This is a genomic window from Bacillus sp. MM2020_4 (genome assembly GCF_011250555.1).
Lineage (GTDB): Bacteria > Bacillota > Bacilli > Bacillales > Cytobacillaceae > Neobacillus.
Window position 1 is genome coordinate 1 of the sequence record NZ_JAANMZ010000006.1, and the last position, 15,171, is coordinate 15,171.

General features: G+C 42.7%; 15 protein-coding genes. 9 read left to right on the forward strand and 6 right to left on the reverse strand.

Annotated elements, in window-relative coordinates; translation table 11 throughout:
- The first annotated feature begins 249 nt into the window (after positions 1–249).
- From G6554_RS06870 to G6554_RS06885, 4 genes are all read left to right on the forward strand, one after another.
- Positions 250–1,308: a site-2 protease family protein gene (locus G6554_RS06870; RefSeq protein ID WP_166240105.1), complete on the forward strand. Its 1,059-nt coding sequence runs from the start codon at positions 250–252 to the stop codon at positions 1,306–1,308.
- Positions 1,309–1,369: 61 nt separating this feature from the next.
- Positions 1,370–2,113 (forward strand): ABC transporter ATP-binding protein, encoded by a 744-nt coding sequence (locus G6554_RS06875; RefSeq protein WP_166240107.1) that lies wholly within the window; start codon positions 1,370–1,372, stop codon positions 2,111–2,113.
- Positions 2,097–3,530 carry a hypothetical protein gene (locus G6554_RS06880; RefSeq protein ID WP_166240109.1) on the forward strand — a complete coding sequence of 478 codons (1,434 nt, stop codon included), beginning with the start codon at positions 2,097–2,099 and terminating at the stop codon, positions 3,528–3,530. The genes G6554_RS06875 and G6554_RS06880 overlap by 17 nt, the downstream gene beginning before the upstream one ends.
- Positions 3,531–3,535: 5 nt before the next feature.
- The gene (locus tag G6554_RS06885; RefSeq protein ID WP_166240111.1) at positions 3,536–3,913 is read left to right on the forward strand and encodes a PH domain-containing protein; all 378 of its coding nucleotides are present in this window, start codon (positions 3,536–3,538) and stop codon (positions 3,911–3,913) included.
- A 69-nt stretch (positions 3,914–3,982) separates the two neighbouring features.
- Here the strand turns inward: G6554_RS06885 and G6554_RS06890 are convergent, their stop codons facing one another.
- Positions 3,983–4,906, reverse strand: a complete 924-nt coding sequence (locus G6554_RS06890) for a magnesium transporter CorA family protein (protein ID WP_166240113.1) — start codon at positions 4,904–4,906, stop codon at positions 3,983–3,985.
- Positions 4,907–5,020: 114 nt separating this feature from the next.
- Between G6554_RS06890 and G6554_RS06895 the strand changes: the two genes are divergently transcribed.
- The 3 genes from G6554_RS06895 to G6554_RS06900 all read left to right on the forward strand — a co-directional run bounded on the left by G6554_RS06895 (position 5,021) and on the right by G6554_RS06900 (position 6,057).
- Positions 5,021–5,290: a hypothetical protein gene (locus G6554_RS06895; protein WP_166240115.1), complete on the forward strand. Its 270-nt coding sequence runs from the start codon at positions 5,021–5,023 to the stop codon at positions 5,288–5,290.
- 81 nt (positions 5,291–5,371) lie between these two features.
- Entirely contained in the window at positions 5,372–5,506 is a 135-nt protein-coding gene (locus G6554_RS25965; protein WP_278187229.1) for a hypothetical protein, read from the forward strand.
- Between the two features lie 179 nt (positions 5,507–5,685).
- Entirely contained in the window at positions 5,686–6,057 is a 372-nt protein-coding gene (locus G6554_RS06900) for an iron chaperone (RefSeq protein ID WP_166240117.1), read from the forward strand.
- Positions 6,058–6,241: 184 nt separating this feature from the next.
- Here the strand turns inward: G6554_RS06900 and G6554_RS06905 are convergent, their stop codons facing one another.
- Together G6554_RS06905 and G6554_RS06910 are read right to left on the reverse strand one after the other, a co-directional pair.
- The gene (locus G6554_RS06905; RefSeq protein ID WP_166240119.1) at positions 6,242–7,564 is read right to left on the reverse strand and encodes a hemolysin family protein; all 1,323 of its coding nucleotides are present in this window, start codon (positions 7,562–7,564) and stop codon (positions 6,242–6,244) included.
- Between the two features lie 105 nt (positions 7,565–7,669).
- Positions 7,670–9,160 carry a mechanosensitive ion channel gene (locus tag G6554_RS06910; RefSeq protein ID WP_166240121.1) on the reverse strand — a complete coding sequence of 497 codons (1,491 nt, stop codon included), beginning with the start codon at positions 9,158–9,160 and terminating at the stop codon, positions 7,670–7,672.
- A gap of 136 nt (positions 9,161–9,296) precedes the next feature.
- Between G6554_RS06910 and G6554_RS06915 the strand changes: the two genes are divergently transcribed.
- Positions 9,297–9,596, forward strand: coding sequence for a hypothetical protein (locus G6554_RS06915; protein ID WP_166240103.1), 300 nt, complete (start codon positions 9,297–9,299; stop codon positions 9,594–9,596).
- A gap of 325 nt (positions 9,597–9,921) precedes the next feature.
- A complete protein-coding gene (locus G6554_RS06920) occupies positions 9,922–10,089 on the forward strand; it encodes a CsbD family protein (RefSeq protein ID WP_166240123.1) in 168 nt (55 codons plus the stop codon).
- A gap of 195 nt (positions 10,090–10,284) precedes the next feature.
- Here G6554_RS06920 and nuoN read toward each other — a convergent pair whose 3' ends face one another.
- Genes nuoN through nuoL form a run of 3 tightly spaced genes read right to left on the reverse strand, consistent with a single transcriptional unit; the run spans position 10,285 to position 15,152 of the window.
- Positions 10,285–11,772: an NADH-quinone oxidoreductase subunit NuoN gene (nuoN, locus tag G6554_RS06925; RefSeq protein ID WP_166240125.1), complete on the reverse strand. Its 1,488-nt coding sequence runs from the start codon at positions 11,770–11,772 to the stop codon at positions 10,285–10,287.
- A 6-nt stretch (positions 11,773–11,778) separates the two neighbouring features.
- The gene (locus tag G6554_RS06930; protein ID WP_166240127.1) at positions 11,779–13,287 is read right to left on the reverse strand and encodes a complex I subunit 4 family protein; all 1,509 of its coding nucleotides are present in this window, start codon (positions 13,285–13,287) and stop codon (positions 11,779–11,781) included.
- On the reverse strand, positions 13,284–15,152 hold the full coding sequence (gene nuoL / locus G6554_RS06935) for an NADH-quinone oxidoreductase subunit L (RefSeq protein ID WP_166240344.1): 1,869 nt from the start codon (positions 15,150–15,152) through the stop codon (positions 13,284–13,286). Before nuoL ends, G6554_RS06930 begins: the two co-directional genes overlap by 4 nt.
- Between the last annotated feature and the right edge of the window lie 19 nt (positions 15,153–15,171).

Here is a 15,171-nt window from a genome sequence, read left to right on the forward strand (position 1 = left end):
GTTCTAATGGGGTTAAAAATTAAAGACATACTATATTTCAACGTAGGTATAATCTCGGCAAATATTTTTCTTTTAATTTCTCAAAAACTTTTCCTATTCATTTTTAAATCCTTTTAATTGTGACAATGTTTTTTCTTTTAAAGGCCCTTTGGGTCTTTTTTCAGTAAGCATAAAACAATCCCCACGTACTTCATGGAGATCGCATTATTATTTAGATAAGTTTTTAAATAAAATAAAAGGAGTTAGGACGTGGGATTAACTAAAAGAAAGATTTATACCCTATATCTAGCTGTAATTGCCACAATGGTAAGTTTATTTGTTAAATCAAAGCCCTTCCTAATTTGGCTTAAATGGGGGAAAATCGGGGCTACCGTTACAACGATGTTTATTTCTTTTTGGTCTTATACCCTACTTTATCCCTGGAAGTTTTCTTCCACACTTATTCTACTCATTTTTATTCATGAAATAGGGCATGTACTGGCAGCCAAATACAGAGGTCTGCAAGTTACCGCACCTACTTTTATTCCTTTTTTAGGAGCTTTTGTTATAACTAAAAATACCAATACTTCACTGGAGAAAAGAGCTTTTATAAGTATAGGGGGACCCATTATTGGAGGGATTAGCGGGATTATTTTCTTCCTATTTGGACAACAAGTGGCAGCAGACTGGCTTTGCTCAGCAGCTCTCTTGTTTTTACTGGTGAATTTAGTCAATTCATTTCCATTTTACCCAATGGATGGTTTTTGGATCCTTAAGGCAATTACATATCGCAGCCCAAAAATTCAGGGAATCCTATTTAGACTCTTTATTCTTTGTGGCTTTGGCGTAGGGATTTATTTTAAAAATATGACAATTTGTATTATCTATTTACTACTGCTCATCGAAACCTGGCTCAATAGAAATGATGAAACAGTGGGGAAATTTTTTACGAGAAAATTGATTGTGAATAAGTCATTGTTTTTAAATAATGACGTTCCAATCCCCAAAAAGAGGAAGAAGCTAGAACTTCAATTCACACCTGAAAAAAATGGGGGGTATAAAATGACGATGGTTCAAGTATTCTTTCCTCAAGTAGGGATGATTGGAAGAATTGAGGCTGGAAAATTGGACATTAAGAGATTGTCGTTAATTGAAACGGTGCAAAGCAGCGAGCAATTAGTACTTACATTAAGCGGGGAAGAAGGGATTGCCGATATCCCAAAAGATGGAATTCCCCAAAAGATTAGATGGGGATATGGCATTTTATACACCATTCTAGTTTTCTCACAATTCCTTTTTTTATATTATTTCTGGAACAGTTACTATTAGGACAAAGCACAATCGAGAGCTAAGTCATGGGACCTCTAGTTAGGAAGGAAGCTTTAAACGTATGAACCAGGTCATTTTAGAGATTACAAATCTATCAAAAAGGTACGACGATTTTGATGTTCTCAAATCCATATCCTTCACTGTTGAAAAAGGAAAATGCTTTGGTGTTTTAGGGCCAAATGGTGCCGGTAAAACCACCTTATTTTCAATCATTTCCGGGATATTGGATAAGAATGAAGGAGAAATATCTATTAACGGGGAAAGCATTTCCCATGATGCCCAATTAAAACATGGAAAAATCGGGATCCTTTTTAATGAAATTGGGATCTACGAGAAGTTAACGGCCCGTGAATTTTTAACGTTTCTTGGTGTCATGTACAACCTGCCCGAAGAAAAGGTAGAAGAACGGATTCGGTATATCGCTCATATCTTGCAATTAGATTTAAGCAATAAGACCTTAATCGAAAAATATTCAACAGGAATGAAAAAGAAGATTGCCTTTGCAGCCGCCATTATCCATTCTCCTGATTTGTTGCTTTTAGATGAACCATTTGAATCAGTAGATGCCATCGTCACACATAATATTAAAGAGCTGATTCGTTCCTATATTGAAGAAGGCGGTACGATTCTGATTGCCAGCCATATTCTCCAAATTATTGAGGAAATCTGTGATGACTTTATCATTATTGATAAGGGGAAAGTCCTTCTGAAATCGAATGTCAATGAACTGAATGGCCATAATCTAGAACAATACTTTGTGGACATCATCAGTAATCAGGAGGTTGCTGATGCGAAAGCTACTTGAAGTAATGAAATTATATTATCGGGTAAATATCTCCTATGAAATCAGAACGGGCGCAATCGTAAAGTTACTTTTACGCTGCGTTATCCTTCTTTTATTTATCACAGGAATCGCCATTTTATCTTTTATGCCCAACATCCCTTGGATGAGTGGAGAGGAGCTTTACTTCTACATCCTTCTCTTCTTCCTTAGCATCACACAATACATAAGTCATTTTGTCAAAAATGAGTTCAATTACTACTATATTAATAGATTTCCTGTAAAGTCACATGAGGCGTTGCTATTACGATTAGTTTATAGAAATCTTGATATTACTAGCATTGCCTGCCATATTATTGGTCTCATTATTCTTTCCATGAAATTTGCGATGACCTTTTCCTTACTAGCTAATTTTCTAGTCTATATCCTTTGTATTCAGATAGTAACGGAAATCTTGAATGCCGCGGGAACCAAGCTGTATATAAACAAAAACCTATACATCCTTTTTATTAGCCTATTTTTAACTCTGATTCTAGCCTTTGCCTACTTCAGGTTATTTTTACCGAACTATTTACTCTATAGCTTACAACATCCAAGCTATGGTCACACCCTTGGCCTAATTGGAACAGCGTTGCTATTAACGGGGGTATACAAACTTGTCTATTCGATGGATTTCCGATTAAAATCATGCAAAGGCTTCAGTCTGAACTTTTCCTTCGTCTTTGAATTTCTGATAAAACGGTTGGTCTTTATTGATAAACCCTTACGGTACTTAATTGCCAAGGATTTCATCCTCATGTTACGAACAAAAAAGCATGTTTTCTTCTATTGTTTTCTTTTATCTTTGACCTTTTTCTCAAACGACGTTGGTGCGGAGAATTCAATCTTTTACAACTTATTGATCGCATTCCCTGTACAGGTTTGTATTAATAGTTTTTCGCTTGATCAAAAGGGTGTGATTTCTATTTTCCAGACCAATGTGAATAGAAGGGATGTTTTTCTGGCCAAAAATATCGTGAGTGGCTTATTGATTATTCTTTTATATATCATATTTTCAACCATCTTTTTCATCATGGGAGGTACCACGCTTTTCAATGCTGGTAAACTGTTTTTGTTTATGATACCGGCGTTATTTTTCCTACTTCCTCTCTGTAACTACCTTTCTGTCACGTTTCCACTTAAAGAAACCGACAGTGGCGGCGCGTTATTTGCCACGATTAATTTTAAAAGCATTATCATCTATACCGTTATTTCAATCCTTGTCCTAACCGTTTTTACCGTATTAGCCTACTTCTATAAGAACCAACTATTTATTCCCTTTCTTATCGCATCAACTGGATTAGGCTACCTCTTCTATCTAAAATCTTTAGATAAAGTGGTAAAAAAGTTGAACGATAAAGAAAGGAAGATAATCACGAAATTACTTTTTTCAAGGGGATGAACAAAATGGCACAATTTGAAGGTGAAATAAAAAAGCAACTGGGTAGTGATGAAAACCTATTAGGCGCTTATTCAGGCCGAACCGCTCCGGCAGGTTTATTTTGGCAAGTCTTTAATGAAGCATCCTGGCTAACCACATCCAATACGCCGGCAGTACTGGGGATCACGAATAAACGATTACTAGTTTATAAACTTCATCTCAATTCATCTATTGATCTTCTTGAATCAATTCAATTAAAAGATGTGGCCTCCTGCGAGGAGAGTAATGGTTTGTTAAATGGCGGGATCCTGATCCAGCTGCGCAATAATAAAAAGCTTAAGTTCGTGTTTAAGAAGGAGCAAGTGGCGCAGATTATTCCAATGATTAGCCAATCCTTATCTTGATCTGCAGCAATGCTGGTGGGAAAAATGGGATTTTTCCCGGTGAAACAGGGGACGGTTCTTGCGCTTCATCTATTTAAAGAACGACCCTTTCTTTTTCCCTTTTAGCAGGTCTCCTGTCCAGCCTTTGATTTTTAAATAGCCATAAAGCAAAAGTGTGGAGATGATAATGAGAAGAATCGACCAACCATAGCCGTGCCGCCATTCGAGCTCCGGCATATGTTTAAAATTCATGCCCCATAACGCCCCGAAGGCCATAACTGGGGTAAAAATCGTTGTAATCACCGTCAAGGTTTTCATAATTTCATTTCCGCGATGGGAGGAAATAACCTCCTCTAAATTAATAATCGAATCGAGCTCATGTTCATATTCATTCAGCAGCACCATCGCCCGCTCAATCCGCTTGGAAGTACAGAAAAAGTAACCCTCGCTGCCGCCCTCATGAAGATTGACTTCCTCAATTGCCATTTTGACTTCATTGATTGGAATCAGGAGATTCTTGCACACCAAAAGTTCATGCCTGCGGGTATAGACAAGCTCAAGGATCCTCGTTTCATTGCGCTTGCGCACACTCCAAATCAGTGTTTTCAGCGCCTTCTCAAACTGATCAATTTCCACTAACATCTCATTCATCAGCTCGCCAAGAAGCATTAAAAAGCCGTCTACGGCATTTTTCGCCCTCTCTAATTGCCATAAAGGCTCTTCCGAATCCATCTTAAGATTAATCGTCACCAGCATATCCGTCGTCAGATAAAAATGGAATATTTTAAAATCCCGCTCCCTGGCAAAATGTTGTTTATAAATAAGCGACCCTTTAATAACCTTTTCCCCATTCTCTAAGCAGCCCACCCGCAGATAATTGGTTTTATTCTCCTGAACCTGCTCCAGCCAGCCGTTCGTACAATCATCCTGCTCAATCGCTTGTTTGATGCGATCCATTTCATTCTGGTGCAACTGCAAGAATTTCCATTTGTTTTCACCGATTAATTGTTCCAATTAATTCTCCCCTTTTTACCCTGTACATTCCCGAAATCAGCAGATATCAAACATAAAAAAATAGGTTTGATGATAGGGTCACTGGGGTATTTATGGTGATAAGGAGGGATTGTGATGAAACGAGTTTTAAATACAAGCACCTTACTTGCTGTAGGAGTTGGCGCATCGGCAGCCATGTGGTTGTCCAATAAACCGAATCGCATCAAGGCGGAAAGTTTTCTACGGGACATAAAACGCAAAGTAAAACCGACCGTTTTTGAAAAAAGCGAGGAGCTTCCGATTAAAAAAGGCGGCCATCCCCACCCGCATGATTTAGAGGATAACAACATGGTCAGTGAGGGCGCGGGCTATTCCGTTCAATTTTATAATGAGAAAATGCAGTGATAGTGTGACTCTTTTAATAAGGTAAAGTTCAGTGATGGTTGGGGTGCTCATGCCCCAGCTATTTTTGGTAAGAGGTGAACGATGCTGCTCTTTTTAGTGATTTATTCGGTGATTGTTCGGGCTGTTATCGAAATCTTTGTGATTCTCTTTCGGTTAACTGGCCTTAAAGTAAAGGCGATCAGCTATTGTTGTTTGGTGCGGAAAAGGCCATTTTAGAATTGTTTGCACACGATATTCGGCTGATGGAGGAAAAACTGTAGTTGTGGTGTGAAAAAAACTGGCGCCTTGCAAAATATATTTACAGATTGCTTGAGTGGATCATTTCCTTTACTATCAAGATAAAGCTGATAATTTAAATTTTTGGCGATCATTGCATTATACCAAAGGAGGAAGACATGGAAGTTTTCGCGAAATATGTAGCCGGTATCGATAACCCTGATCACCGCAATCGAACAGAGGAAATTTTGGCGTGGGTTGCTAGTAAATTCCCAAATTTGGAACCTCAAATTAAGTGGAATACCCCGATGTTTTCTGATCATGGCACATTTATTATCGGTTTTTCCACAGCGAAGCAGCATTTGAGCGTTTCACCCGAAGAAGCAGGCATTACGCACTTTGCCGACGACATTGCACAAGCTGGCTACAGCGCTACCAAAGGCTTGTTTCGAATTCCGTGGAACAAGCCGGTAAATTACGAATTGCTAGAGAACATGATTGAATTTAATATTCAGGATAAAGCAGAATTTACGAACTTTTGGCGGAAATAATCCGTGACGCCTTATCAAGAAACGCATGACACGAAAGTGGTTATGCGTTTTCTGATAAGGTACCACCAGCTTCGACCACTTTCTCTGGGATATCGACTACTTTCACTATTTATCGACCACTTTTCACCTTCTAGCAACCACCACCCCTTTCCTGCTTAGAAACAAGCCTCATCCCAAGCTTGTCTCAATTCTTGCTAATCTCCAAATACATAATATGATAGCCATCCGCCTCATGGACATGGAACGAATACCCCTCTGCATCCACCGCTACACACAGCTCGGTCTCATTATTTTGCGTCAAGTACCAGCCGCCAATCGTATCGACATCTTCCGCGCTCAAGTTCGTTCCGAGCAGTTGATTTACCTCTGAAATAGGCACTTTAGCATCTACAATATAGTGATTTCCCGCTGCTCCAGTCCCAGATCCATTCACGGAAACCTTGCGAATCTCGGGAACCTCATCAGCATCAAATTCATCGCGCACCTCGCCCACGATTTCTTCTAAAATATCTTCGACCGTTACTAACCCAGATGTGCCGCCATATTCATCAAGCAGAATGGCCATATGGGTCCGCTCCATTTGCATCCGAATCAACAAGTCATGAATCGGAATCGTTTCCATCACACGAATAACGGGCTGGACATAGGATTTTATTTTCCAATTTTTATAGATACCCTTATTCATCAGTTTGGAGGTAAAAAACATTTTCACGTTCATTACACCAATAATATGATCCTTATCGCTCTCCATCACCGGATAGCGTGTAAACTTTTCCGTCCTCATCGTTTCCACGACATCACCTACCGAATCTTCAACCGAGAGACATACCATTTCTGTACGCGGTACCATAATTTCCTTTGCGACCCGCTCATCAAATTCAAAAATATTGTTGACATATTTCCATTCATTTTGGTTAATTTCCCCGCTATGAAGGCTTTCTGACAGCAGAATTCGCAGCTCCTCCTCCGAGTGCGCCAATTCATTTTCGGACGCCGACTTTAATCCAAATAGGCCAACGAGCATACGGGCTGTATTATTTAAGGCCCAAATAAACGGATACATGATTTTATAAAAAAGAATGATCGGTTTCGCAAACAGCAGCGTGATGGTTTCTGCTTTTTGAATCGCCACGGTTTTCGGCGCCAATTCCCCTGCGACTACATGGATAAAGGTAACAAGGGCGAAGGCAAGGACAAAAGAGACAATTTGCGTCACAGCATCATTCATTCCCAGTACTGTCAAGAATGGATGAAACAGCCTTTCGACCGTCGGTTCCCCAAGCCAACCGAGTCCCAGCGCGGTCACCGTGATGCCGAGCTGGGTTGCGGATAAATATTCATCGAGATGTGTTACCACCTGTTTTGCCGCAATGGCGTTCTTCTTTCCCTCCGCAATCAGCTGGTCAATCCGCGATGTCCGCACCTTCACAATCGCAAATTCAATCGCCACAAAGAAACTGGTTAACACAATGAGCCCCACAATCATCAATAAATGGATCAGCAGCAAACCAACAGCCTCCCTTCTAAAAATAACAATCCGAAATCGATTGAGGATTCCGGATTGTTTTGTTTATTAATGTTCCTTATCCAATCAATATCGGATAGCTAAAATCTATCCATTTTCCCCTTCTATTTTTTCATCCAATTTCCCTAAATATTTGGCAGCGAACTCTTTGCCACCGAGGCCGAATGCTAGACCAAATGCCAAGGCCAATCCGCCCAGGACAAGAATAAAGGCCGCATTGACAATCGAGTGGGCGACACCCAATTGGTCTAATGCCATAAACAGCGTGATTGTAAAAATAGTATACTTCGCAATCCGCGCCAACGTCCGGGAATAGCGCTGTTTTAAGACGTTTTGTAACACGCGTTCCACTAAATGGCCTAAATATAAACCAACGCCCAAGATGACGAGTGCCGCTAACACCATTGGTAGGTAGGCGAGTACTCCTGTTGCCAAAGTAACTAAGAAGTCTAAATGAACAATCTGCATGGCCTCTGAGGTAAATAACAGGATCACGCCGATTTTTGCTAGCAATCCTACCAGCTGTGATAGTGTGTATGTCGATTGTTCCGGTGTTAAAGAACCGATTCCCATATGATGGAGAATATTGTCGAAACGTAAGCGCCAAAGCATTTGCGCGACCATTTTTTCAATCCATTTTCCAAGCCCTATTCCTGCTAAAATCAAGAGGATCGCTGCGGCAATGTTTGGAATTAGTGTCATAATCTGATGAAGCATCGCAATCGCCGGCTCCGAGATTCCTTTTAAGTCTAATTTTTCTAAAGCGGTTATAATGGTTGGGATTAAAATGAGGATGAACACAAGATTCCCCATCATCGTTGAAAGATCCGCCTTCGCTAATCCCACCCGTTCACCGAGTCGGTCCATTCCGATGCTTTTTAAAAAATTGGTTACAATATCGCGGACGATTTTCGCAATCAGCCAGCCGATGAAGACAATTAACGCGGCGGCAAATAGCTTTGGAATCAAGCCTAGCATGGTGGATAACGTATGTGTGAATGGCTCTGAAATTCCTTCGAGCTGCAAGGCCCCTAGCACTGCTGGTAAAAACAGCAGGAGCACAAGATAAAAGATCGTTTGCGCGATGCCGTTTATCGTGCTTGCTGTATTCCCCTTACTATTGGATATGTTCCATTTTGCAAGCCAGCTTTCAACATGAAGCATCGTCGCTCCTTTTTTAACCAGCATTCGGGCAAAATAGGCTACGACCCAAGCCAATAGGAGAATAAGAGCTGCTTTTAGTAGATTCGGAATTGCCGAGGTCAATGTCGACACCATTTTTACAAGCGGTTCGGCCATCATGCTGAGGTGAAGCATGTTGAAGAAGAATATTAGGACGACAACTACTAACAGATAGTAAACCATTTTTCCGATTATCACTTCTGATGCGTATTTCCTTTTTCCAACATTAGCGAACAGCTTGTTATCGAGATTTGTTTTCGTTAAGGCCTTTTCGACTGCTTTGCCCATCGCCTTCGCCACCAGCCAGCCAATGATTAACATGAGAAGCGCTAATAGTACGTGGGGAATTCGGTCTGTATATATGTACCAGCCGGCCATCATATTGGGTAATGTCATCTACCATCTCTCCTTTTTTGTCATTTGCTAGATGTAATACCCTGTTTGGTTGGTTTCAAACATTTTCAATATAATGTTTCATCACCTGATTTCCTGGGAATACAATCACCAGTTCGAAAATAAAGGAGGAGTTAACATGAATAAAAAAACACTTCTAACAGGCGGAATGGCGGCCATGTTGACATTTGGCGGGTTGGCCGGCTGCGGCGACGGGGTCGACCAGGATAATGGTATCAGTGATGGCGAGCAAAAGGATCAGATTGATGGGGATACTAAAAAGGAAGCGAACGAAACGTATAAGGAAGCGAAGGATAATATTGAAGACGCCAAGAATACTATCGAGGATGAACTAAAAGAAGAAGGCATCGGTGACGGCGTCGATCAGGATAACGGCATTAGTGATGGCGAAAAGAAGGATGCGCCTGATATACCTTAATAGAAGGGTAAAAAATAGAGCTGATTCGGCGAAAATGTTGAAGCCAAACATTTAAGCGACTCCCTTTTGGTGTAAATTCACACCAACTCAATTGATTTCCAAGATAACATTAATGGCATAACCATTCTATCGGCGAAAATTTGAATTCTATCAGCGAATCTCAGGGTTCTATCAGCGAATTTTGCCATTCTATCGGCGAATCCAAGAAAGCAACCATCTATAAGAAAAATATAGATAGTTTATTTCTATTTTAATAGGGTAAATAGAATAATAGAAATGAAAACTCTGATTACTAAATCTAGATCATATAAAGGAGGAAACGAACATGAACAAAGATAAATTAAAAGGCAGCCTAGATCAAGTAAAAGGTGAAGCCAAAGAGCAATGGGGTAAATTAACCGATGACCGTTCGACCGAAGCGGATGGAAAGCTGGATAAAGCGAAGGGTAAATTGCGCGAAGGCGTTGGCAAAGTGAAGGATAAACTGGACTAATGCAGAAGAGGCAAAAAGAAGAGGCGGGGATTCCCATTAATGGGACCCCGCCTCTCTTTTTGTTTTCTATCAATACCCCTTTAATTTGACCACGGCTCCCTTCCCCAAAGAAGCCGACCAAAGGATGAAGCACAGGAACCGTCCCCTGCTTCAGTTCCCCCAAAAAATGAAGCGCAAGAACCGTCCCCTGCTTCACTACTTCAAATTATTCAAAAAGTCGAGCGCGATGTTTGGCATGATCCCAAACAGTACAGATCCGACGACGGCGACGAGCAAGACGACGACGATACCGAATGGAATGTTCAGCTTGCGATCGTCAGTTGCCGGGCGGAAGAACATTTGTGTCATGACACCGAAATAATAGAAGTACGAAACAACGGTTGTCGCAATCATAATCGCTGCCAGTACATAATGCGGTGTACCGGCGAAGGCGCCGACAAAAATGTTTAATTTGCCGATGAAGCCGGCAGTGCCCGGGAAGCCTGCCAGGGAAACGAGTAAAATTCCCATTAGGACGGCTAGTACAGGTGAGCGGCGGTAAAGGCCGGCAAAGTCGGCAATCTGCGTGCTGCCGGACTTTTCGGTCACTACTTGGATGACCGCAAACGCGCCAAGGTTCATTAACATGTATGCAAGCAAGTAGAACCAAATCGAATAAATCATATTCGTGCTCAGTGTCGTTAGTGCCACCAGGATATAACCGGCATGGGCGATACTGGAATAGGCAAACATCCGTTTAATATTCGATTGTTTCAAGGCAACGACGTTACCGACAATCATCGTGACTGCGGCAATAACGGCAAGGTAGTCATGCATTTTAAACAAGATACTTTCACCATTGGCACCCGTTGGCGCGGCATTGTAGAATACCGCAATTAGAATCCGGATAACGATGACGAAGCCGGCAGTCTTCGAAATGACGCTTAAGAAGGCCGTAACTGGTGTCGGCGCACCCTGATACACATCTGGTGCCCACATATGGAACGGTGCCGCTGCCAGTTTGAACGATAATCCGACAAGAATCATTAAAAACGCAAGTCCGAGCAGATAGGCCTGCTGACCATCAGAAATCGCCGATACTGTCGTGGCAATTTCAAAAAGATTGGTTGATCCGGTCAAGCCGTACACATAGCTCATCCCAAACAACGTGATCGAGGTGGAAATACCGCCATTGATGACGTATTTCATCGCCGATTCATTCGATTGCCTGTTGTGCTTCTTGATGCCAGCTAAGATATAGGAAGGAATCGATAACAATTCTAACCCAATAAATAACGTGATTAAGTCACCGCTTGATGTCATAATCATCGCACCAAGCAAAGCTGCTAAGAATAAGTAATAAAATTCGCCGCGATAGTCTTCAAGGCCTTCTTTTGCCTCATAGCTGATCGCTAAAAAGAGCACAAGTGCCCCTCCGACGAGCAGGATGAGTTTGAACGCTTTTCCGAATACATCAAGTGTGAAGGAATCGTCTAAAATTGAAGTCGCCTCCGTGCCAAGCAGGCTGGCAACCGCGATGATAGCCGCTACTACCCCGGCGATCCCGATCCAGCCGAGGATGCGGCGATCTTGTCTTTTCGGTAAAAATAAATCCAACAATGTCAATAGTGCGATGACGCCAAGGATGATGAACTCAGGCGTCATGACACTCCAGTTAAATGATTTCAATGTCTCTATATCCATCCTTCATCACCCTCCTAACCCTATCATGATCGTTTCAAGTGTAGTTTGCAGCGGAGAGCTTAGAACACTTGGGTAAACCCCGATTAACACGATTAGACCCATTAAAACAACGACTGGCACGAATTCGACCCCTTTTAAGTCAAGGACACCGGTAAATTCGCGGTGTGACTTGCCGTAGGTGATACCGAGTACTGCGCGGAGCAAGTATGCAGCCGTCATGATAATTCCAATCGTCCCGACAGCCGCAATCCATGGCAATTCTTTGAACAAGCCAAGGAAGGCCATAAATTCACTGACAAAACCGGACATACCTGGAAGCCCAAGTGACGCCATCCCGCCGGCTAGCAAGAAGCCTGCGGCAATCGGCATCCCCTTCGCCATGCCGCCAAGGTTTTCCATGAGCGACGTATCTGTCCGCTCGTAAATGATGCCAACCAAGAAGAACAATAACGCAGAAATCAATCCGTGTGATACCACTTGAAAAATCGCCCCTTGGACCCCTGCTTCGTTTAGTGCCGCAAGTCCAATTAAAACGATTCCCATGTGGGAAATGGATGAATAGGCCAAAACCATTTTAAAATCTGTTTGAATGAATGCTAGGAATGCCCCGTAGAGGAGGTTAATCACGCCAAGGACTGCGATAATGGTCGCAAGCGTTTCAAACTGCTCGGGAAAAATCCCCATTCCAAATCGGATTAAGCCGTACGCACCTATTTTTAATAGAATCCCAGAGTGAATCATCACTACAGATGGCGGTGCTTGAACGTGCACCTTCAACATCCAGCTGTGCAATGGGAAAATCGGTAATTTCACACCGAATGCAATTAATAGACTGATTAACAGTCCAAGTTTTAGATCGCTAGACAGCGGTGCACTTGGGTCTGCCATGATTTGTGTTAATAAATCAATATTTGTTGTCCCTGTTTTTGCAAATAGAATCATAATTACGATCAGGAGCACGGCAGAACCTAGACCGTTATAGATTAAGAAGCTGTAAGCTGCTTTTTCTTTTTCAAAATAGCCCCATTTTCCGATTAAGAAGAACGTCGGAATGAGCGTGACTTCAAAAAAGATAAAGAACAGGATTAAGTTTTCAGCGGTAAAGACGCCGAGCATGCCGATTTCTAAAAGAAGGAAGAGCATAAAGTAGCCTTTCCATTCTTTTTTTACAAACCGCGCAGCAGCAATCGCTGATAGTGTTGCGACGATCGCGGTGAGAACCACGAGCAAGAGCTGAAAGCCGCTGAGGCCTAGTTCATAATACACCGAATAGATTGGCTCTTGGACGTTCATGCCGCGGAATTGAATCCACGCTTTTGAGACCGAAAAGTCGGCGAGATCCTTGCCCCATTGAAAATGGAGATAGGCGGCTATGGCCAGCAATAATGCCGGCAATGTCGCAAGAAAGCCAACTAGTTTGATTAGTTTTTCTGACGTTTTTGGCAAAAATGCTAAAACGATGATTCCTAGTAAAGGGGAGAATACTAGGAATGATAGAACAGAATGCAAATTCATCGTAAGTACCCCCCTGTTAACGCAAAGATGACGGCGAGCAGTGCAAGTCCGATAAAGGCGACTGCGCCATATGTTTGAACCTGGCCGGACTGCATTTTCGAACCGGCACCGCCAATTCCTTGGACAATCCCGACCACCCCTTTGACAAGTCCTTCAACGATGAAGACATCAATGAATTTGAGCAGGTAGCTGAAGGCTGTTGTCGCAGCCATGATGGTCATTTTATAAAACTCATCCACATAGTATTTGTTCAGTAAAATCGTATGCAGGGCGTCACCCGTGCCACTTAACCAGTTGCGGGCGATGCTGCGTTTGCCGTACATCAAGTATGCAAGGTAGATTCCCGCTAAGGAAACAATGGTTGCCGCGATCATGATCCACACAGGACCTTCCATGTGACCGTGACCAAGGGCTGGGTTTCCGTCGACGAGCCAGTCGCCAAGGAACGAGCCGAACCATGGTGTGTTCACATAACCGGCAATGATGGCTAAAACGCCGAGCAGAATCATCGGGTACGTCATGTTGCTTGGTGATTCGTGCACATTTTTTTGATGGCCGCGCGCCTCACCGGTGAAGACCATGAAGAACAAGCGGAACATATAAAATGCGGTCATGAATGCTGCGATTAACGCAAGCAAAAAGAGAACTGGATGTCCGCCTTCCCATGCCGCAATTAAAATTTCATCTTTACTGAAGAATCCAGATAGCCCCGGTACACCGCTGATGGCGAGTGTCCCGATTAGGAATAACGGTCCGGTCAGTTTTAACTTTTTCCAAAGTCCGCCCATTTCCTCGATATTCTGCGTGTGAACCGCGTGAATCACGGAACCGGCAGCAAGGAAGAGAAGCGCCTTGAAAAATGCATGTGTCATCAAGTGGAACACACCCGCCACATAGCCGGCCGAACCAAGTGCGAGCATCATGTAGCCGAGCTGTGAGACAGTTGAATAAGCGAGTACTCTTTTGATATCGGTTTGCACAAGCCCGATGCTTGCGGCAAAAATGGCAGTGAACGCACCAATGGTAGCAATGGTGAGCAGCGCTGTTTTGCTTGCAGCGAACAGTGGGAATAGAGCAGCGACTAAATAGACACCGGCAGCAACCATTGTTGCGGCGTGGATTAAGGCCGAAACAGGTGTCGGACCTTCCATCGCATCTGGAAGCCATGTGTGGAGCGGGAATTGGCCTGATTTTCCGACTGCTCCGATAAAAATTAAGATCGCTGTTAAAGTAATCATCGTTTGTGATACAGCACCGGCATCGATCGCCGCGAAAATGTCGCTGTATTCAAATGATTTCGTTTCCCAGAAGAGCAGGATCATGCCGATGAAGAGACCAACGTCCCCGATCCGGGTCATGATGAACGCCTTTTTGGCAGCGGCCTTTGCTTCTTCTTTGTAATAATAAAAACCGATTAATAGGAAGGAACCAACACCAACAAGCTCCCAGAAAATATAGGTTTGCAGCAGGTTTGGCGAAATAACCAGACCGAGCATGGCAAACGTAAATAATCCTAAATAGGCATAGAATACTGGGAACCGCTCATCTCCATGCATGTACCCTTTGGAGTAGGTATGTACTAAGAAACTGACGAGCGATACGATAAACAGCATCAATGCATTTAATTGATTCACTTCAAAGCCCGCTGTTAGATGCAGATCTCCTATCGTGAGCCAGTCAAACTTATGTTCGTAGGTTGGCTCTGAAAAGCGCTCAAATAACACCAAAATCGAATAGATAAGCGAGGCCAATGTGAAGAGAATCCCCACATATGCGCTCGCCTCCTTCAGTCGCTTACCGAATAGAAGAAGGATCAAAAACGATAATAGCGGGAAAAGCGGTATGAGCCATGCATTTTCCATCATTATCACTATCCCCTTTATT